This is a genomic window from Pseudomonas sp. GM33 (assembly GCF_000282295.1).
Taxonomy (GTDB): domain Bacteria; phylum Pseudomonadota; class Gammaproteobacteria; order Pseudomonadales; family Pseudomonadaceae; genus Aquipseudomonas; species Aquipseudomonas laurylsulfatiphila.
The window spans coordinates 1-21,215 of the sequence record NZ_AKJO01000024.1 but is presented as its reverse complement, the minus strand read 5'-3'; the positions used below and the strand labels follow the sequence as shown (position 1 = coordinate 21,215).

Here is a 21,215-nt window from a genome sequence, read left to right as displayed (position 1 = left end):
TGTGTCACCCGAACAGCCCCCTTTGCCAGTGTTCTTCGCTGATGATCGCGATAGGAGCACCGCTCTCTCTCAGCTCAACCGCTTTTTTGATCTTGGTTCCATAAGTGCTATGAAGCCATTGATCGTTTCCGATGCTGCCGACCACCAGATAGTTGATTTTCTTGCTGACCGAACCTCCAATCAGGCCGCCGCGTTCGACAATCAGTGATTCGCATGCTTTGCGCGGGCCATAAGCCATGACTCCGGTGAACAGGAAAACCCGATCAACCCAGTTCAGCGCGGGTGCAGGGTTATCGAGTGGAAGACTGCAAGGCGTTGTGAAGACCTGGCCAGAGCCAACCGGCAGACCTGCAAACTGGTGCAGCATATCGAGTAGTTCAGCCGATTCTTCGGAGTCCAGTACGCCATCGCTCAACATGTCGGAGAGGCGTTTATAGAGGATGTTCACGACCGGATCACCCAGATGACACAAATGAGCTTCGATCCAGCTCTTGAGAAACTCGGCTTCCTGCTGGTTGATCTTGCCATCGGCAGCGAGTCCAGCCGCAATACCTGTCAACGCGTCGGCTGAACGTCTATCAATGCGTGCTTCGTGGAAGAATCCACTGTTTTGAAATTCCTGATGCAAATCGACCATCGTCCCTGCTCCTAGGATTCAACTTCCGCTACCTGATTGAAATACTTCGCCCGATCCGGTGTAAACGTCACCACCATGGCTGTCCGTGCACACGTCAGCGCTCGTTCTTGCGCCAGGTCCACATCCAGGTCTTCCCCGCGCAAACCTTGCCACTGCGCGAGGTATTTGAGAGAGCCGTATTTTTCGAGTTTCTTCAGGCTGCGGCTGACGCCACCTTTCCAGCCCAGTACCGGCAACTCGCCGGCGAGGCACTGTCGGGCGAGTTCGGGGAAATGGGTTGCGCGCTGGCGGCCGACTTCCCAGCATTTGATCAGGCCCTTGTCGTCGGCCTCCCAGAGTTCTTCGCGGTTCAAACCGGTTCGGAGCGGGGTGTCGATGCTGCGATGGATGCGTTGAGTCATTCTGGTTCCTTGAATTCGGGTGGTTCTGGACAGCTCCGCTGTGCCCGTGATCGAAGATGTTAGGTGGGGATGTAACGGCTGGCAATAATGTATTCCGAGGGAGCTTCCGACGGTAGTTGTTTAAAAATGCAGGGCTTTGCTTTGCGTAGCACCTGTGGCGAGGGGGCTTGTCGGATCGCCGCACCGCCCCGTTCGGCTGCGCAGCGGCCGTAAATCCGGCGAACGCGGTTTTCCCGGGGATTTGGTAGCTACTTTTTGGGGTCGCGTTGCGGCCCAACGGGGGCAAGCCCCCTCGCCACAGATGTCGGTGGTGTCAGAAACTTGTGTTCACGGCTGCCAGACGGTTTTCTCCCCACTCAACCTGCGATCCAGAAAACACGCCGCACTGATCAACGCCAGGTGCGTCAGCGCCTGCGGTGTGTTGCCCATGTGCCGTCCATGGCTGTCGAACTCTTCGGCATACAACCCCAGCGGGTTGGCGTACCTGAGCAACTGTTCGAACTCCAGGTGGGCCTTGTCGAGCTGGCCGGCGCGGGCCAGGCATTCGACGTACCAGAACGAGCAGGCGGCGAAGGCGCCTTCGCTGCCGGGCAGGCCGTCGATCTGGCTGTCGTCGTTGCGGTAGCGGTAGATCATGCCGTCGCGCACCAGGCTCTTTTCGATGGCTTGCAGGGTCGCCAGCCAGCGCGGGTCGCGGGCGCTGACGAAGCGCACCAGCGGCATCAGCAGCATCGAACCGTCCAGGCCGGTGCCGCCGATGTGCTGGACGAAATGCCCGCGCTCCTCATTCCAGAAGTTTTCCCAGATGTCGGCATGGATCGCCTGGCGGGTCTGGTCCCAGCGGGCGAACGGGGCGGGCAGCGAGCGTTTGGACGCGAGGCGGATGGCGCGGTCCAGGGCGACCCAGCACATCAGTCGTGAATGCAGGAAGTGGTACTGCTCACCGCGCATTTCCCAGATGCCGACGTCCTTTTGTTCCCAGGTCTGGCAAACCTGATCGATGACTTCCACCGTGTGTTTCCAGCCTTCATGGGAGATGGCTTCGCCGTACTTGTTGACCAGGTAAATCGCGTCCATCAGCTCGCCAAAGATGTCGAGCTGGACCTGTTGGTACGCCTGGTTGCCGATGCGCACCGGTTGTGCGCCACCGTGACCGGACAGGTGCGTCAGCTCGATTTCCGGCAACTCCTGGCGACCGTCGATGGCATACAGGATGTTGAGTTTCATCGGCTTGCCCCGGCAGTCGCTGACCCGCCCGCGCAACCAGCGCATGTAGGCGTTGGCCTCTTCGACGAAGCCCAGGCGCATGAACGCATAGACCGTGAACGAAGCGTCGCGGATCCAGGTGAAGCGATAGTCCCAGTTGCGCTCGCCACCGGGGCTCTCCGGCAGGCCGAAAGTAGCCGCGGCGAGAATGGCGCCGTGCTTGCGCGAGGTCAGCAGCTTCATGGCCAGGGCCGAGCGGTTAACCCTCTCGCGCCAGCGCCCGCGGTAGTTGGACTGGCCGATCCAGTCGCGCCAGAACTTCAGGGTGCGTTCCAGGCACAGATCGGCGGCACCCTCCTTGAAGCGTGGGTCGCCAGGCGCTCCGAGCAGGAACTGGGCGGTCTGGTCTTGCTCAAGGGTGAACTGCGCGACCGCCCCATTGGCATCAATGTGCATGGCTTGATCGGCGCGCAGTCGCAGGGACGGCTGGTCCGCAGCCTCGAAGATCACGTCATCCTTGTCCATGCTCGCGCGGGTGCTGGCGCGGGCGTAGTCATGGCGCACCGCGCAACGCATGTGGAAGGTGGCGCGGCCGCTGACCACGCGGATCCGCCGCATCAGCAGTGGCAGGTCGTCTTCGGTGTCACCGACGGGCAGCAGGTCGGTGACCTCGACCACCGACCGGTCGCTGAGCCAGCGGGTTTGCAGCACGTTGGTGTCGGGCAGGTAAATCTGTTCGCGACGGGCGTCGGGCAAATCCGGCGACAATTGGAAAATCCCCGCCTCGGGGGTGTCCAGCAGCGAGCAGAAGATCGACGGACTGTCGAACTCCGGCCAGCAGAAGAAATCCACGCTGCCCTTGTCGTTGACCAGCGCCGCGCTGCGCATGTCGCCGATGATGCCGTGGGCGTCGATGGGGCTTTGGCGTTCGGGGTGATCAGCCATTGTCGCGCAACTCCGGGAGTCGGGGGCCTATTTAGCTGACTGGTCCGGGTGGTCGAGAGTTCATTTGGCGGGGAATGTGAGTTGTCTGTGAGGGCCTCTTCGCGGGCAAGCCCGCTCCCACATTGGACGGCGTACACAAATCAGCTGTGGGAGCGGGCTTGCTCGCGAAGGGGCCTTCACATTCAACCAACAATTCCACGCTTCCCCCGCAATCAGCCGTTATGGCAACGTGCAGTCCCCTGATGAGACCCGACCCATGGCAAACCCCTATCGCGAGTTATTCAAAGCCCCTGGCAGCGGCGCATTCGTGCTGGCCGGCATGGTCGCGCGCATGCCGATTTCCATGACCGGCATCGGCCTGATCACCATGCTCTCGCAATTGCAGGGTGGCTACGGTCTGGCAGGCGCGGTGGCGGCGACGTTTGCCCTAGCCACGGCCTTTTGCGCACCGCAGGTCTCGCGGCTGGTGGATCGGTATGGCCAGGGACGGATTCTGCCGGTGGCGGCGTTGCTCGGCGGTGGGGCGCTGTTGCTGCTGTTGCTGTGCACGCGGTTGCAGGCGCCGCACTGGACGCTGTTTGTCTTCGCTGCGCTGGCCGGTTGCATGCCTAGCATGTCGGCGATGGTGCGGGCCCGCTGGACCGAGGTGTATCGCGGCCGCCCCGAGTTGCAGACTGCCTACGCCCTGGAATCGGTACTGGATGAAGTCTGCTTCATCGTCGGGCCGCCGCTTTCCGTCGGCCTGTGTGTAGTGGCGTTTCCCGAAGCCGGGCCATTGGCGGCCTTGCTGGCGCTGGCTGTCGGCGTCACCGCGTTCGTGTTGCAGCGCAGCACGGAGCCGCCGGTACATCCCCATGAAGACCACCATCAAGGCTCGATCATCCGTTCCCGCGATATTCAATTGCTGATGCTGTTGATGGTCGCCATGGGCACCATAGTCGGCGTGGTGGACGTGGTCAGCGTCGCCTTCGCCCAGCAGCAGGGTCAACCGGCGGCGGCGAGCATCGTGCTGTCGGTGTACGCCATCGGCTCGTGCCTGGCCGGGCTGGCCTTCGGCGCACTGCGTTCGAAAGTACCGCTGGCGCGCCTGTTCCTGTACGGCGGCGTGGCGACGGCGGTGACCACCTTGCCGTTGTTGCTGGCGGAGAACATTCTCGGCTTGTCGCTGGCGGTGTTTGTCGCGGGGCTGTTTTTTGCCCCGACGCTGATCGTCGCCATGGCCCTGGTGGAACAGATCGTGCCGCCGGCCAAACTCACCGAAGGCCTGACCTGGCTGGTCACCGGGCTGAGCATCGGCGTAGCGATCGGCGCCGCCGGCTCCGGCTGGCTGGTGGACGCCTTCGGCGCGCGCAGCGGGTTCTGGCTGGCGATAGCGGCGGGGGCGCTGGTGCTCGGCTCGGCGATCCCGAGCTATCGCCATCTGAAGTAAGGCCAACACAGTACCTGTGGCGAGGGAGCTTGCTCCCGCTCGGCTGCGAAGCAGTCGTAAAACCGGCGAATGCGGTGTAACTGGACGAATGTTTTGGGTCGCTGCGCAACCCGACGGGAGCAAGCTCGCTCGCCACAGGTCTGAGTGCAGATCGACTCCGATGGGCGACTAATTCCCCGCGTGCCTCATCCGTTCTCCATACAGACAACCTTCGAGGAAATCCCGGTGACCCCGCTGACATTGCTGTGCCTGCCCTATTCGGGCGCGAGTGCCATGGTCTATAGCCGCTGGCGGCGCAAACTGCCGGAATGGCTCAAGCTGCAGCCGGTGGAATTGCCGGGGCGGGGCGCGCGCTATGGCGAGCCCCTGCACACCGACATGCGCCGCCTGGCGCTGCAGCTGGCCCACGAACAGAAGGCCACGCTCAAGGCCCCGTATGCGTTGTTCGGCCATAGCATGGGGGCGTTGCTGGCCTGCGAGATGGCCCACGCGCTCCGCTCGCTGGGTTGCCCGGAACCGGTCGCGCTGTTCGCCTCGGGCACCGCCGCGCCGACCCTGCGCGCCGACTACGACCGCGGTTTTGCCCAGCCGAAAACCGATGCCGAACTGATCGAGCAATTGCGCACCCTCAACGGCACCCGCGAAGAGATCCTGGCCAATCAAGAGTTGATGAGCCTGACCCTGCCGGTGCTGCGTGCGGACTTCTTGTTGTGCGGGCGTTTCGCGCCGATCCAGCGCCCGCCGCTCAAGTGCCCGGTGCACGTGCTCGGCGGCAAGACCGACCGCGCCACCACCGAGCAATTGATCGGCTGGAGCCAGGAAACACGCGGCAGTTTCTCGGTGGACATGCTGGCCGGCGGGCACTTCTTCATCCATGAGCAGGAGGCCAAGGTGCTGCGGGTGATCAAGGACCAGCTTGAGGGGCATCATCGGCGGCATTCCATGGCTGCCGTGGGCTAACACCCTCCTCAAACTTCACTGGACCCCTGTGGGAGCGGGCTTGCTCGCGAAGAGGGAGTGTCAGCAACATACCCCTTGCCTGACACACCGCCTTCGCGAGCAAGCCCGCTCCCACAGTAGTATTCATCAGCCTGTTTTTTCGCGTTTCTCTCCCTCCTGATACTTGTTCCCCTACGCTAATTTTTCCCGCCTGCATTCGTTTTACAGGGACGACGCGCCTTTGCGCCTGCTGCCTACTGATGCGGATGCCGATAGATGAATGCTGAAGACTCCTTGAAACTTGCTCGCCGGTTTATCGGGTTGCCCCTGGAAAAGCGCCAGATGTTCCTGGCGGCCTTGCAAAAGGAGGGCGTGGATTTCGCCCGTTTCCCGATCCCGGCCGGCATCGAGGCCGAGGATCGCCAGGCGTTGTCGTACGCCCAGCAACGCATGTGGTTCCTCTGGCAGCTGGACCCGCACAGCGGCGCCTACAACCTGCCGGGCGCGGTGCGGTTGACCGGGCACTTGAACCTGTCGGCGCTGGAGCAGGCGTTCGCCAGCCTGGTGGCGCGGCATGAAACCCTGCGCACGGTGTTCCAGCGTCAGGTCGACGACAGCTTGCAGCAAGTGCCGGCCACGGCGCCGTTGCTGATCGAACAGCTGGATTTCAGCGCACTGCCCGCCGAGGAACGCGAACGGGCCGTGGCGCACACCGCCGAGCAGCAATCGATGCTGCCGTTCGATCTGGCGACCGGTCCGCTGCTGCGGGTCACCTTGCTCAAGCTCGCAGAACTTGAGCATGTGCTGTTGCTGACCCTGCACCACATCGTCTCCGACGGCTGGTCGATGAACGTGCTGATCGACGAATTCATCCGCTGCTACGACGCCTTCGATGCGAGCACCCAACCGCAGCTGGCAGCGTTGCCGATCCAGTACAGCGACTACGCCCTGTGGCAGCGCCGCTGGCTGGAGGCGGGCGAGCAGGCGCGGCAACTGGCGTACTGGCAGGCGCAACTGGGCGATGAACATCCGGTGCTGGAATTGCCCCTGGATCATTCGCGCCCGGCCATGCCGAGCTATCGCGGCACCCGCTATGAATTCGCGGTCGAAGCGCAACTGGCCGAACAACTGCGCAGCACCGCGCAGAAGCACAACATCACCCTGTTCATGCTGTTGCTCGGCGCCTTCAACGCGTTGTTGCATCGCTACACCGGGCAGACCGACATCCGCGTCGGCGTGCCCATCGCCAACCGCAACCGTGCGGAAATCGAAGGCCTGATCGGTTTCTTCGTCAACACCCAGGTGCTGCGTACACAGCTGGACGGCCAGACCCGGGTCGACGACCTGCTGCGCACCGTCAAGGAAACCGCCCTCGGCGCCCAGGCCCATCAGGACCTGCCGTTCGAGCGCCTGGTTGAAGCGTTGAAACTGGAGCGCAGCCTCAGTCACACGCCGTTGTTCCAGGTGATGTACAACCACCAGCCGCACGTGGCCGACATGGCCTCGGTCAGCACCGCCTCCGGCCTAGTGCTGGGCAGCCTCGACTGGCAAAGCCGCACCACCCAGTTCGACCTCACCCTCGACACCTGGGAGAAGGGCGGCAAGCTGCACGCCGCGCTGACCTATGCCAACGACCTGTTCGAAGCCGACACCATCGCACGCATGGCCCGGCACTGGACGCGCCTGCTGCAGGCGTTAGTCGACGATTCGACGCAAAAAATCGGTGAGTTGCCGATGCTGAGCGCCGATGAGCAACAGGTGCTGGTGCAGGACTGGAACCGCACCGCCGAGGTCTATCCCGTCGAGCAGTGCATGCATCAGCTGATCCAGGCCCAGGCCCGACGCACGCCCGAGGCACCGGCGCTGGTGTTTGGCGAGCGCCAGCTGAGCTACGCGCAACTCGATGCCCGCACCAACCAACTGGCCAATTACCTGCGCGAGCAGGGCGTTGGCCCGGATGTACTGGTGGGGATCTGCGTCGAGCGTTCGCTGGACATGGTCATTGGCCTGTTGGCCATTCACAAGGCCGGGGGGGCCTACGTACCGCTGGACCCGGAGTACCCGGCCGAACGTCTGGCCTACATGATCGACGACAGCGCGATTGGACTGCTGCTCACGCAAGGCAATCTGCTCGGCGCGCTGCCCACCGACGGCGTCAAGATCATCGCCCTGGACCAGCCGCACGACTGGCTCGACGGCTACAGCGACACCTGCCCGCAGGTCGAGGTGCATCCGTTGAACCTGGCCTATGTGATCTACACCTCCGGTTCCACCGGTAAGCCCAAAGGCGCCGGCAACAGTCACGCGGCGCTGGTCAACCGCTTGTGCTGGATGCAGCAGGCCTACGGGTTGGATGGCAGCGATTCGGTATTGCAGAAAACCCCCTTCAGTTTCGACGTGTCGGTCTGGGAGTTCTTCTGGCCGCTGATGACCGGCGCGCGTCTGGTGGTGGCGCCACCGGGCGCACATCGGGAACCGGCGCAGTTGATCCGCCTCATCGCTGACCACGGCATCAGCACGCTGCACTTTGTGCCGTCGATGCTCCAGGCGTTCATCCACGAGCCGGGTGTCGAGGTGTGCACCGGCCTCAAACGCATTGCTTGCAGTGGCGAAGCCTTGCCGCTGGATGCGCAATTGCAGGTGTTCAAAAAACTGCCGGGCGCCGGGTTGTACAACCTCTACGGCCCGACCGAGGCGGCCATCGACGTGACCCACTGGACCTGCGTCGACGAAGGCGCCGACAGCGTGCCCATCGGCCGGCCTATCGCCAACCTGCGCACCCATGTGCTGGATGCACAATTGCTCCCGGTCCCGGCTGGTGTGGCGGGGGAGTTGTACCTCGGCGGCGCCGGGCTGGCGCGCAGTTATCACCGGCGTCCGGCGCTCACCGCCGAGCGCTTCGTGCCGTGTCCGTTCCACGACGGCGCGCGCTTGTACCGTACCGGTGACCGTGTGCGTCAGCGCGCCGATGGCGTGATCGAGTACCTCGGGCGCCTCGACCATCAAGTCAAACTGCGTGGCCTGCGCATCGAACTGGGGGAGATCGAAACCCGCCTGATGCAGCACGACCTGGTGCGCGAGGCCGTGGTGCTGGTGCAGGGCGGCAAGCATCTGGTGGCGTATCTGGTGCTGGAAAACGCCGACGCCGATGCGCAGTGGCCGCAAACCCTCAAGGCCTGGCTGCTCGGCAGCCTGCCGGAATACATGGTGCCCACGTACCTGATGCCGCTGGATGCCTTGCCGGTGACCGCCAACGGCAAGCTCGACCGCAAGGCCTTGCCGCCACCGGACGCCGCGCCGCAACAGGCGTTCGTCGCACCGCAGGATGCCATGCAGACCATGCTGGCGCAGATTTGGCAGGACGTATTGGGCACGCAACCTGTGGGCCTTGAAGACAACTTCTTCGAACTCGGCGGCGACTCGATCATTTCCATTCAGGTGGTCAGCCGCGCCCGCCAGGCCGGCATTCGCCTCAGTCCGCGGGATCTGTTCCAGTACCAGACCGTGCGCAGCCTGGCATTGGTCGCGACGTTCGACAGCCGCAGCAGCATCGATCAAGGCCCGGTCAGTGGCGAGGTGATCCTGACCCCGGCGCAGCATTACTTCTTCGAACAGGCCATTGCCCAGCGTCAGCACTGGAACCAGTCGCTGCTGCTGACGCCCCGGGAAGCGCTGGATCCGCAAGCGTTGGAGCGGGGCTTGGTGGCCGTGATCAACCACCACGACGCCTTGCGCCTGCGCTTCATCGACGGTGTCCAAGGCTGGCAGCAACACCATGGGCCGCAGGTCGAGTCCGCCGGGTTGTGGCTGCGTCGGGCCTCTTCGGCCGAAGCCCTGACTGCGCTGTGCGATGAAGCGCAACGCAGTCTCGATCTGGCCAACGGGCCGCTGCTGCGCGCCTTGCTGGTCAACCTCGACGATGGCAGCCAGCGCCTGTTGCTGGTGGTCCATCACCTGGCGGTGGACGGCGTGTCGTGGCGGGTGTTGCTCGAAGACTTGCAACAGGCTTACCGGCAAGTGGCGCTGCCCGAGAAAACCAGCGCCTATCAAGCCTGGGCCGCGCACCTGCAACAGCATGCCGGCAGCTTGTCTGGGCAACTGCCGTACTGGCAGGCGCAACTGGCGGATGCCCGGGACCTGCCGTGTGAGCATCCGCAGGGCAGCTTGCAGCAGCGCCACGGGCACAAGATCGAATCGACACTGGACGCCGAACTGACCCGCCGGTTGCTGCAACAGGCGCCAGCGGCCTATCGCACCCAGGTCAATGACCTGTTGCTCACGGCGTTGGCGCGGGTCATCTGCCGCTGGAGCGGGCAGGGCTCGACGCTGATCCAGCTCGAAGGCCACGGCCGCGAAGACCTGTCCGACGACCTCGACCTGAGCCGCACCGTCGGCTGGTTCACCAGCCTGTTTCCCGTGCGCCTGCAACCCGAAGCCGGGGCGGCGCATTCGATCAAGTCGATCAAGGAACAACTGCGGGCCATTCCCGGCAAAGGCCTGGGTTATGGGCTGCTGCGCTATCTCGGCGAAGCGGCGCAGCGCCAGCTTCTGCAAGACCTGCCGGCGCCTCGCATCACCTTCAACTACCTGGGGCAGTTCGACCGTCAGTTCGATGAGGCTGCGCTGTTCGTCCCGGCCGCGGAAAGCGCTGGCCAGGCCCAGGGCGATGATGCGCCGCTGGCCAACTGGCTGACCGTGGAAGGCCAGGTGTATGGCGGGCAGCTCTCGCTGCAATGGGGTTTCAGCCGTGACATGTTCGCCGAATCCACGGTGCAGCAGCTGGCCGATACGTACACCGAAGAACTCAAGGCACTGATCGAACATTGCTGCGCGACAACGCCAGGCCAGGTCACGCCGTCGGACTTCCCGCTGGCGCGCATCACCCGGGCACAACTCGATGCCTTGCCTGTCCCGGCACCGGCCATCGAGGACGTTTACCCGCTGACGCCGATGCAGCAGGGCATGCTGTTCCACACTCTGTACGAGCCTCAGACCGAGGCTTACATCAATCAATTGCGTCTGGACATCCAGGGGCTGGAACTGGCGGCATTCGGCCGGGCCTGGCAGGCGGCGATCAACCGACACGACATCCTGCGCAGCAGCTTCCACTGGTTGGGACTGGAATCTGCGCACCAGGTGATTCATCGCCAGATCGACCTGCAACTGCAAGTGATCGAAGTGGCTGACCTTGACCTCGATGCACTGGCCGCCGAAGAGCGCAGTCGCGGCTTCGAACTCGACGCCGCGCCGTTGTTCCGCCTGGTGCTGGTGCGCCGAAGCCCTGAAGACTGGGACCTGATCTACACCAGCCATCACATCCTCATGGACGGCTGGAGCAACGCGCAGTTGCTCGGCGAGGTGATCCAGCAGTATGCCGGGCAGACGCTGGCCAGGCCGTTGGGGCAATACCGTGACTATCTGGGCTGGATTCAACAGCAGCCGCTGCTGGCCGCCGAGCAGTTCTGGAAGCAAGCGCTGGCGCCACTGGAAACGCCGACGCTGCTGGCGCAAGCCTTGGCGACACCGGGCGAAGGGCGCGGCATGGGCGAACATCAATTGACCCTTGAGAGCGCCGCGCTACAGCGCCTGGGCGATTTCGCCCGCCAGCAAAAAATCACCCTCAACACCTTGCTGCAAGGCGCCTGGGGCCTGCTGTTGCAGCGCTACACCGGCCAATCCTGCGTGGCGTTCGGCGCCACCATGGCCGGACGCTCCGCGCCGCTGCCGGGCATCGAACAGCAATTGGGGCTGTTCATCAACACCTTGCCGATCATTGCCGCGCCGCCGGCAGGGCAGTCGGTGGCCCAGTGGCTCAATGACCTGCAAGCACTGAACCTGAGCCTGCGCGAGTTCGAACACGTGCCGCTGTACGACATCCAGGGCTGGGCCGGACAACAGGGGGCGTTGTTCGACAGCCTGCTGGTGTTCGAGAACTTCCCGGTGGCCGAAGCCCTCAAGCAAGGGGCGCCGGCGGGCCTGACCTTCGGCGCGCTGCGCAATCACGAAATCACCAGCTACCCGCTGACCCTCGGCATCGAAGTCGGCGCCACCCTGCGTCTGGATTTCAGCTTCGACCGCAGCCGGTTCAGCGCGGCGCAGATCAGCCAGTTGGGTGCCAGCCTGTTGCGGGTGCTGGAGCAATTCGTCGCACAGCCACAGCAGGCACTGGGCGCGGTCAGCCTGCTGGACCCCAAGGCCCAAGCAAAAGTGTTGGCGCATTCCCGTCCGCCTGCGCCGCAAATCGACAGCCCGTTGCTGGCCCATCAGCGTTTCGAGCAACAGGCGGCACGCACGCCCGATGCACTGGCGGTGATGGTCGGCGACGAGTGCCTGACCTACGCCCAGCTCAATGCGCAAGCCAACCAGCTCGCCCATCGCCTGCGCGCCCAGGGTGTGGCACCGGGGCAGCGGGTCGGCCTGTCGGTGCGACGCAATGCACAGATGATCGTCAGCCTGATGGCCATCCTCAAGTCCGGCGCCGGTTATGTGCCGCTCGATCCGGATTACCCGGCCGAGCGACTGGCCTACATGATCGAAGACAGCGGCATGGACCTGCTGTTGGCGCAACCGGGCTTGCTCACCGATGTAGCGCTGCCGCAAGGTTTGCCGCGCCTGGCGCTGGAGGCGAGCGTTGACGGTTACTCCACCGAAAACCCGGAAAACCTCGCCAGCGCCGAGGACCTCGCCTATCTGATCTACACCTCCGGTTCCACCGGACGCCCGAAAGGCGTGTGCCTGGCCCACGCCGCGCTGCGCGAGTTTTGCGTGATCGCGGCGGACTATTCACAACTCACAACGCAAGACCGTGTGCTGCAATTCGCCACCTTCAGCTTCGACGGCTTTGTCGAGCAGTGCTACCCGCCGCTGTGCGTGGGCGCGGCGCTGGTGATGCGCGGCGATGAGTTGTGGGACACCGACACGCTCTATCGGCAGATCATCGCGCACGGCGTGACCCTGGCCGACCTGCCGGCCGCCTACTGGTTCTTGCTGGCTCAAGAGTGGGCTGCGCAACCGCAGCGTGAGAAAGGGCGCTTGCGTCAGGTCCACGTCGGGGGCGAGGCCATGTCGCTGGAAGGCCTGAAGTTGTGGCATGCCGCCGGTCTGGGCGATGTGCGCCTGCTCAATACCTATGGGCCGACCGAAGCCACGGTCGTTTCCAGTACCCACGAATGCACCCTGGTCGATACACGCAACCCCATTGGCGTGCCGATTGGCCGCGCGCTGCCGGGGCGTGCGTTGTATGTGCTGGACAGCGAAGGCCACCTGCTGCCGACCGGTTGCGTCGGCGAGCTGTGCATCGGCGGTGACGCCGGCCTCGCCCAGCGTTATCACCAGCGTCCGGGTTTGAGCGCCGAGCGATTCATTGCCGATCCGTTCTCCGCCACACCGGGGGCACGGCTGTACCGCAGCGGCGACCTGGCGCGTTATCGCGAGGACGGCGCACTGGAATACCTGGGGCGTATTGATCACCAGGTGAAGATTCGCGGATTTCGCGTCGAACTGGGTGAGCTGGAGGCGCACCTGCAAGGCCTGCCGATGATCAGCGAAGCCGCAGTGCTGGTGCACGAAGGCGTCGGCGGCAAGCAGTTGATCGGCTACGTGGTGCCCGCCTCGGAGGAACAGCTGGACGCCGATGCGCGGCAACTCACCGACACCGTGCGCCGCGCCTTGGGCGAGCGCCTGCCGGACTACATGCTGCCGACGCAACTGGTGGTACTGGCCGCGTTGCCCCTCAACCGCAACGGCAAACTCGACCGCGCCGCATTGCCTGCCCCGCCAGTCTGGGAGGCCGCAACCGGTAGCGCACCGCAGGGGGCAGTGGAAATCCAGTTGGCGCAGATCTGGCAGCAGGTGCTGCAGGTCAATCGCGTCGACCGCGAGAACAGCTTCTTCGAATTGGGCGGGCACTCCTTGCTGGCGACGCAAATCGTCTCGCAGATCCGCCAGCGCATGGGCCTGTCGGTAAGCCTGCGCAGCCTGTTCGAACACCCGCGCCTTGAGGATTTCGCCGCTCAGGTGCAGGCGCTGCAACACCGCTGTGAACGCCCCGCGCTGGTGGCAGACACCTCTGGCGAACGCCAGCCGCTGTCCTTTGCCCAGCAGCGCTTGTGGTTCCTGTGGAACCTGGAGCCGGACAGCTCGATGTACAACATGCCGGGTGCCTTACGCCTGCGCGGCGAGTTGAACCACGACGCCCTGCGCCAGACCTTCGAAACCCTGGTGCAGCGCCACGCGGTGTTGCGCACCACCTTCTATGAAGAAGACGGCCAGACCTGGCAGCGGGTACACCGGCAATTGCCGTTGAGCTTCGAGACCGGCGACCTGCGGCATCTGCCGGCGCCGGACGTCGAGGCGCAACACCAGGCCCGCGAGGAAGTCGCGCGGCCATTCGACCTGCGCCACGGCCCGTTGCTGCGGGTGCGGGTGCTGCGGGTCGCGGATGACCAGCATGTGCTGTTGCTGACGGTGCATCACATCGTCGCCGATGACTGGTCGTTCCGCGTGCTGATCAATGAATTCGTCACGCTGTATCCAACCCTCAACCGTGGCCAGACCCCGCAACTGCCGGCGCACAGCGTGCAGTACGCCGACTTCGCCAAATGGCAGCGCCAGTGGCTGGAGCAGGGCGGCGAGTTGCAACGCCAGCTCGACTACTGGCAGCAGCGCCTTGCCGAGCCGCAAGCGGTGCTGGAGTTGCCCGCCGATGGCGACCGGCGCACGGCGCAGGAAGGCGCCAGCGCGCATTTCACCTTCAGTGCCGAACTCAGCCAGCAGTTGCGCGACTTTGCCCAACAGCGCGATCTGTCGCTGTACATGCTGCTGCTGGCCGGTTTCACCCTGGTGTTGCGCCAGCGCACCGAAGTCGCTCGGGTGCGCATCGGCACCGATATCGCCAACCGAAATCAAGCCGAGCTTGAAGAAATGGTCGGCTTCTTCGTTAACCAACTAGTACTGCAAGTGGACGTCGATGCCGGGCAGCCGGTAGCGCAATTGCTGGAGGCTTGTCGCCGGGCGGTGCTGGAGGCTTCGGACCATCAGGACCTGCCGTTCGAGCGCCTGGTGGAAGCCTTGCGCTTGCCGCGCCGGGCCGGCCGTTCGCCGCTGTTCGACATCAAGCTGATTTACCAGGAAGGCGTCGGTCGCTTGCCCTCGATGGATGGGTTGCACGTGGAGGATTTCCCGTCCGGGCGTCAGGCCGCCGAGATCGGGATGGTCGCTGCGTTCTACAACGACGTGCAGCACATCCACCTGAGCTTTGAGACACCGGCCGGCCAGTACCTGGCGAGCACGCTGGAATGTCTGTTCGAACAGATCCGCGCGGTGCTCGAGGCGTTGGTAGGCGCTGAGCCGTTGCAGGTCGGTGAGTTGCTGAACCTGGCCAGCGATGTCCAGCGCCGTGCCGAGGCGCGCTTGAACGAGCAACGCAAGGCCCTGCTCGGCGGTGCCATGGCGATCAAGCGCCGCTCGGCGAACCGGGGCGCGTCGACCGCGCAAACCGCAGCGGACTGATATAGGCGACGGCGTCCTTTAGCGCCGCCGTCAACATTTTCTGGAGGGGTTTATGACCGTTTCAACGACCAAGTCCATTCCCAAGATGGGTCGTGGTGCCCGCAAAAGCCTGTCCACCGATCCGACGCGGCTGGTGAGTTTTGCGCCGATGTTCGAAGGCCACAGCATGCCGCTGGTGTGCCGCCCGGCCGTGTCCGGCGTGAACCTGGTGGAATGGGCGAGCCAGAATCGCGCGCTGATCGAAAGCAAGCTGCTGGAGCACGCGGTGATCCTGTTCCGTGGCTTTCAGGTGGCCGATATCGGCGAGTTCAACCACTGCGTCGATGCGATATCCGGCGGCGCGCTGGAGTACCTGTTCCGCGCCTCGCCACGCACCCAGATCACCGGTCAGTTCAAGATCTACAGCTCCACCGATTACCCGGCGCCGGAGAAAATCTTCCCGCACAACGAACACTCGTATTCGCCGGTGTTCCCGCGTCACCTGTATTTCTTCTGCGACACCCCATCGGCCACCGGCGGCGAAACACCCTTCGGCGATACCCGCCGGATCCTCGCGCGGATCGACCCGGCGGTGCGCGAAGAATTTGCCCGTAAACGCATCATGTACGTGCGCAACTACGGCGACGGCATGGGCCTGCCGTGGCAGACCGTGTTCCAGAGCGAGGACCGCACCGAGGTCGAAGCCTACTGCGCCAAGATCGGCATCCAGGCCGAGTGGAAGTCCGGCAACCGCCTGCGCACGCGGCAGAACGGTCCGGCCATCGTGCGCCACCCGCTGACCGGCGAGCGCATCTGGTTCAACCACGGCACCTTCTTCAACGCGCTGACCCTGCCGGACAGCATCCGCGACAACCTGCTGCGTGAATTCGGCCCGCAAGACCTGCCGCAGAACACCTTCTTCGGTGATGGCTCACCGATTCCCGACGACGTGATCCGTCACCTGCAAGGCATCTACCGCGAGGTGATGGTCGAGTTCGCCTGGGAGAAGGGCGACGTGGTCCTGCTCGACAACATCCTCAGCGTGCATGCGCGCAACGAATTCACTGGCTACAGAAAAATCCTCACGGCCATGGCCATCGCGCAGAAAAGCGCCGACCTGGATCAGGAATAAGGACACCCGACATGAACACCACCGCCCTCGAACCTTCGGTAGACGTCTTCCAGACTTCGGCTCAGCAGGCCTTTTATTTGCGCGTCCAGGAACTGGGCGCCCAGCCGCTGTTCGCCGCCCTGACATTGCCGGTCGCCAGGCCGGTGGATGCCCGGGCGTTGCGTGCGGCGCTGGAGACACTGGGCCAGCGTCACGAAACCCTGCGCACGGTGTACCGCCGCTTGCCGGGCATGAAGTGGCCGGTGCAGAGCCTGTGCGAAGCGCTGCCACTGACAGTGCTGGGCGACCAGCCTTCGGTGGCCGAGGCCTTGAGCCGCAGCCGTGAAGTCTTGGTTGAAGATTCGAATCAAGTGCTGGTGGTGGCACAGGTCGAGGGCGAAGCAGGGCAATCCATCGTCACTCTGCTGACCCCGGCGTGCAGCTTCGACGAAGCCTCGCTGCGGGTGCTGTCGGCTGAACTCGCCAGTCTGTTGCGCGGCGAAACCCTGGTCGAAGACGAGGACGCGCTGCAATACCTGGACTACAGCGCCTGGCAGCAAGCGCTGCGCGAAGAAGACATCGGCCACCAGGGCGCCGCGTTCTGGCGCAACCTGCAACAGCAGTTCTCCGTGACCCACCGCTTGCCCTTCGAAAAAGCGCTCGATGTCACCTTGGTTCGTCGTCAGGCCACCTTGATTGACGCCCCTTGGTTGGCTGGCGTGCAACGGGCCGCTGTTCAAGCGGGCGTTGAGCCGGAGCAATTGGCGCTGTTGCTGTGGACCGCGTTCGTTGCACGCATCGGCCAACAGGAAAAACTGCTGATGGGCTGGCAGGTGGACGGTCGCAACGAGCAGACCGCCACCACCCTCGGCCGGTTCGCCCGGCGTCTGCCGGTGGCCTTCGAGCACGGTAACCAGCAGACACTGGCGCAAGCCTTGGCCACCTTTGCGGCCAGCGTTGAGCAGTCGTTGTCCTGGCTCGACTGCCTCAACGAGTTCGAACTGAGCGCCGAAGGCACCGCGCCGCTGCGTTACGGCTTCGTCTATCAAGCCGCCATTGAAGCCGGAATCGAGGTGGACGACGCCAACCCCGAAGTCCTGCGCCTGCGTGTCCAGGGCGAGCAGTTGCAGCTGTCGTGTCTCGACGGCGCGCTGCCAGAGTCGATGCTGGCCGAATGGCTGGAGCAGTTTGTCGAGTTCAGTCGTCAATTACTGGCATCACCCGAGCTGACCCTGGCTCAGGCAAATCTGCTCAATACGGCACAGCTGACCCGCCTGATCGAGGGGTTCAACCCGAACGCCACCGGGCAGGCCTTGCCGTGCCGTTTCCTACAGGAATTGTTCAGCGAGCAGGCACGCCTGCATCCGCAACGCATCGCCCTGAGTATCAACGGTCAGCGCCTGACCTATGCCGAGCTGGATGCGCGCGCCAACCAGGTGGCCAATACCTTGCGCGCCCAAGGCGTGGCGGCGGATGAAATCGTCGCGGTCTATGGCCAGCGCTCGCTGGAAATCGTCATTGCCTTGTTGGGTACGCTCAAGGCCGGCGCTGCGTACTTGCCGCTGGACCCGAACTACCCGATCGAGCGCCTGGCGTTCATGCTCGCCGATACCGGCGCGCGCCAGGTGCTGGCCTGCCAACCGCTGCCGGACGCATTGCGTCATGAACCGATAATTTCCCTGATGCCGGGGGCCGACGTCTGGGCCGCCGCGCAAACCGAACCTGCGCCTCAGGGCGACAGCGCCAACCTGGCCTACGTCATCTACACCTCCGGCTCCACCGGCAAACCCAAGGGCGTGATGATCAGCCATGCCAACGCCGTGGCCTCGACCCTGGCGCGCACTGGGTTTTATCGCCAGCCGCTGCGCGCGTTCCTGATGCTCTCGTCGTTCTCCTTCGACAGTTCGGTGGCCGGGGTTTTCTGGGCGCTGGGGCAGGGCGCGACCCTGTGCCTGCCGGACGAGGACAGCTACAAGGATCCGGCCCGATTGGCCGAGTTGATCCAGCGCGAAGAGGTTTCCCACTACCTGACCTTGCCGTCCTACCACGCACAGATTCTCGAACACCTCGATCAGCAGACCCTGGCCTGCGTCATCGTTGCCGGCGAAGCCTGCAGCAACGCCTTGGTGCAGCGACATCGCGAGGCATTGCCGGGGGTGGCACTGGTCAACGAATACGGCCCGACCGAAGGCACCGTGTGGTGCTCGGCGTGGGAATTGCCGCTCGGCCAGGACGCCGACAGCATCCCGATCGGCCAGCCGATAGCCGGCATGCGCATTCACGTGCTCGGCCCGGACCTGCAACCGGTGGCCGTGGGCGTGGAGGGTGAACTCTACGTCGGCGGTGCGGGCATTGCCCGGGGTTACTTGCAGCGTGCCACGCTGACGGCCGAGCGTTTTGTCCCCGACCTGTTTGCAAAGGCGACGGGCCAACGCCTATACCGCACCGGTGACCTGGCGCGCTATCGCGCCGATGGCGTGCTGGAGTATCTGGGTCGGGTCGATCACCAGGTGAAAATCCGCGGCTTCCGCATCGAATTGGGCGAAATCGAAGCGGCCATGCGCAGCGCACCGGGCATCGAGGACGCTGCCGTCATCGCCCGGGAAACCCCGACCGGCCCGCAGTTGCTGGGCTTCGTGGTGTCCCCGGCCGACACCGCCGACATCCGCCTCAACGAACTGCGCAGCCATCTGGCCGAGGTGCTGCCCGAGCACATGCAGCCGTCGCGCTTGCAGGTGCTGGAACGTTTCCCGCTGATGCCCAACGGCAAGCTCAATCGCCAGGCCTTGCTCGATCTCGATGTTCGCCGCAGCGCTTTCGTCGCGCCGCGCAACGACCTGGAAAAAACCCTGGCGGCGATCTGGGCCGAAGCGCTGCACGTCGAGCGCGTCGGCGTGCACGACAGCTTCTTCGAACTCGGCGGGCACTCGCTGCTGGCCACGCGCATTCGCGCGCGGATTCAGGACGAACTGAACCTGGCGATCCCGCTCAAGCTGTTTTTCGACGGCGATACCCTGGAACGCCTGGCGGCGCAGATCGAGCAGTTCCGCCAGCAAAGTGAGCACCAGGAAAACGACGTAGACGCCCTCGAAGCGTTGTTCGACGAAGTGGATGAGGAACACGCGCGATGAGTGCTACACCGGACAGAATGATGACCCTGGCCCAGCGTTTCTGCGGCTTGAGCGCGGACGCCCGGCGTGCGTTGCAAGAAAAGATGCACGCTCAGGGGCTGACCCTGGAATTACTGCCGATCCCGCCACGGGACCGCGCCGTCGACACGCTGCCGGCGTCCTACGCGCAGCAGCGCTTGTGGTTCCTCTGGCAGATGCAACCCCAGGCCACGGCCTACAACCTGACCGGTGCCTTCCGCCTCAATGGCGAACTGAACCGCGATGCATTGGCGCAGACCCTGGCGACACTGGTGCAACGTCATGAGGTGTTGCGCACCACGTTCGTCTTCGACGAACAGCAAGTGTTGCAGCACATCCACCCGCAGATGGACACTCCGCTGGTCGAGGTCGCTGCCGCCGACGACAGCGAACTGCAACGCCAGATCGCCCTCAACGCCGAGCAGCCGTTCGACCTGCAGCACGGTCCGTTGATGCGCTGCCGCTTGATCCGCCTCGATGCCCGGCAACAAGTGCTGGTGTTGACCTTCCATCACATCGTCACCGATGGCGGCTCGCTGCCGATCCTGTTGCAGGAGTTCACCCAACTCTATGGACAACTCAGTGCAGGGCAGGCCGTGCAGCTAGCGGAACCGGGCATTCAATACGCCGACTTCGCCCGCTGGCAGCGCCTGTGGCTGGAGGCCGGCGAGGCCGATCGTCAGCTCGATTACTGGCGTGAACAGCTGGGCAATGAACACCCGCCACTGAACCTGCCGACCGACCGCCGTCGCCCGGCGATCCCGAGCCAGCAGAGCGCCAGCGTCGAGCTGAAAATTCCCGCTGCGTTGACCGCTCAACTGCGCGAGCTGGCCCGCCGCGAAGGCTGCACCCTGTTCATGCTGCTGATGGCGGCGTTGCAGACGCTGTTGCATCGCTACAGCGGCGAGCAGGACATCCGCGTCGGCGTGCCGATTGCCAACCGTACCCGCCAGGACGTGGAAAACCTGCTGGGCTTTTTCGTCAACACCCAGGTGCTGCGCAGCCAGCCCCGGGCCGACCAGCCGTTTGTGCAATTGCTGGCCGAGGTCAAGGCCGCAGCGCTCGGCGCGCAGGCTCATCAGGACCTGCCGTTCGAGCAACTGGTCGATGGCCTGGGCGTGGAGCGCAGCCTGAGCCACACGCCGCTTTTCCAGGTGATGTTCAACCACCAGCGCCACAGTGGCGACCCGCAACGCTGGGACTTGCCGGGCCTGAGCGTCGAACCGCTGATCTGGGACGAAAAGACCACCAAGTTCGACCTGATGCTCGACACCGTCGAAAGCGACGAGGGCATCCATGCGTCGTTCGTCTACGCCACCGAACTGTTCGACGCCGCGACCATCGAGCGTCTCGGCCGACACTGGCTGAACCTGTTGCAGGCCATCTGCAGCGACCCAGGTGTGGCCTTGGCCGACCTGAGCATGCTCGACGCTGCCGAACAGCAGGCCACCTTGCTGGACTGGAATCGCAGCGCCGAAATCAACGTCGCTGAAGACGCGAATGCCCTGTGTGCCCATCAACTGATCGAAGCCCAGGCCGCCGCGCACCCGCACAACATTGCCGTGACCTGCGAGGGCATCACCCTCACTTACGCCGAACTGAACAGCCGCGCCAACCGCATCGCCCATCGTCTGCGCGAACGCGGCGTCGGCCCGGACGTGTTGGTGGGCATCGCCCTGGAGCGCTCGCTGGAGATGATCGTCAGCCTGCTGGCGATCCTCAAGGCCGGTGGCGCCTATGTGCCGCTGGACCCGGATTACCCGCAGGATCGCCTGGCCTACATGCTCGCCGACAGCGGCACACGCCTGTTGCTGACTGACTCAGCCCTGATGCCGCGCCTGCCGTTGAACGAAAGCATTGAAGTGATCTGCCTCGATCACGCCAGCGACTGGCTCGAGGAGGCCAGCGC

General features: G+C 64.3%; 9 protein-coding genes. 6 read left to right on the top strand and 3 right to left on the bottom strand.

The window, feature by feature from the left end:
- Window positions 1-4 precede the first annotated feature (4 nt).
- The 3 genes from PMI26_RS25045 to PMI26_RS25055 form a co-directional block, all read right to left on the bottom strand.
- On the bottom strand, window positions 5-637 hold the full coding sequence (locus PMI26_RS25045; protein WP_007971061.1) for a BRCT domain-containing protein: 633 nt from the start codon (window positions 635-637) through the stop codon (window positions 5-7).
- An 11-nt stretch (window positions 638-648) separates the two neighbouring features.
- Window positions 649-1,038, bottom strand: a complete 390-nt coding sequence (locus PMI26_RS25050; protein ID WP_007971060.1) for a hypothetical protein — start codon at window positions 1,036-1,038, stop codon at window positions 649-651.
- A 327-nt stretch (window positions 1,039-1,365) separates the two neighbouring features.
- The gene (locus PMI26_RS25055; RefSeq protein ID WP_007971059.1) at window positions 1,366-3,189 is read right to left on the bottom strand and encodes a glycoside hydrolase family 15 protein; all 1,824 of its coding nucleotides are present in this window, start codon (window positions 3,187-3,189) and stop codon (window positions 1,366-1,368) included.
- A 256-nt stretch (window positions 3,190-3,445) separates the two neighbouring features.
- On the opposite strand from PMI26_RS25055, the gene PMI26_RS25060 reads away from it, so the two are divergent.
- The 6 genes from PMI26_RS25060 to PMI26_RS25085 all read left to right on the top strand — a co-directional run.
- The gene (locus PMI26_RS25060) at window positions 3,446-4,618 is read left to right on the top strand and encodes an MFS transporter (RefSeq protein ID WP_007971058.1); all 1,173 of its coding nucleotides are present in this window, start codon (window positions 3,446-3,448) and stop codon (window positions 4,616-4,618) included.
- 225 nt (window positions 4,619-4,843) lie between these two features.
- Window positions 4,844-5,578, top strand: coding sequence for a thioesterase II family protein (locus PMI26_RS25065; RefSeq protein WP_033047449.1), 735 nt, complete (start codon window positions 4,844-4,846; stop codon window positions 5,576-5,578).
- A gap of 255 nt (window positions 5,579-5,833) precedes the next feature.
- Window positions 5,834-15,067: a non-ribosomal peptide synthetase gene (locus PMI26_RS25070; protein ID WP_007971056.1), complete on the top strand. Its 9,234-nt coding sequence runs from the start codon at window positions 5,834-5,836 to the stop codon at window positions 15,065-15,067.
- A 52-nt stretch (window positions 15,068-15,119) separates the two neighbouring features.
- Entirely contained in the window at window positions 15,120-16,178 is a 1,059-nt protein-coding gene (locus PMI26_RS25075; RefSeq protein WP_007971054.1) for a TauD/TfdA family dioxygenase, read from the top strand.
- 11 nt (window positions 16,179-16,189) lie between these two features.
- Complete coding sequence (locus PMI26_RS25080) at window positions 16,190-19,288, top strand: non-ribosomal peptide synthetase (protein WP_007971052.1); 3,099 nt, start codon at window positions 16,190-16,192, stop codon at window positions 19,286-19,288.
- On the top strand, window positions 19,285-21,215 hold a 1,931-nt coding region (locus PMI26_RS25085; RefSeq protein WP_007971050.1), incomplete at its 3' end, for a condensation domain-containing protein. The genes PMI26_RS25080 and PMI26_RS25085, both read left to right, overlap by 4 nt.

Bases quoted from the DNA above. Each gene is read 5' to 3' on its own strand.
- PMI26_RS25055 (WP_007971059.1), bottom strand. From the start codon at position 3,189: ATGGCTGATCACCCCGAACGCCAAAGCCCCATCGACGCCCACGGCATC.
- PMI26_RS25080 (WP_007971052.1), top strand. From the start codon at position 16,190: ATGAACACCACCGCCCTCGAACCTTCGGTAGACGTCTTCCAGACTTCG.
- PMI26_RS25060 (WP_007971058.1), top strand. From the start codon at position 3,446: ATGGCAAACCCCTATCGCGAGTTATTCAAAGCCCCTGGCAGCGGCGCA.
- PMI26_RS25075 (WP_007971054.1), top strand. From the start codon at position 15,120: ATGACCGTTTCAACGACCAAGTCCATTCCCAAGATGGGTCGTGGTGCC.
- PMI26_RS25045 (WP_007971061.1), bottom strand. From the start codon at position 637: ATGGTCGATTTGCATCAGGAATTTCAAAACAGTGGATTCTTCCACGAA.
- PMI26_RS25070 (WP_007971056.1), top strand. From the start codon at position 5,834: ATGAATGCTGAAGACTCCTTGAAACTTGCTCGCCGGTTTATCGGGTTG.
- PMI26_RS25050 (WP_007971060.1), bottom strand. From the start codon at position 1,038: ATGACTCAACGCATCCATCGCAGCATCGACACCCCGCTCCGAACCGGT.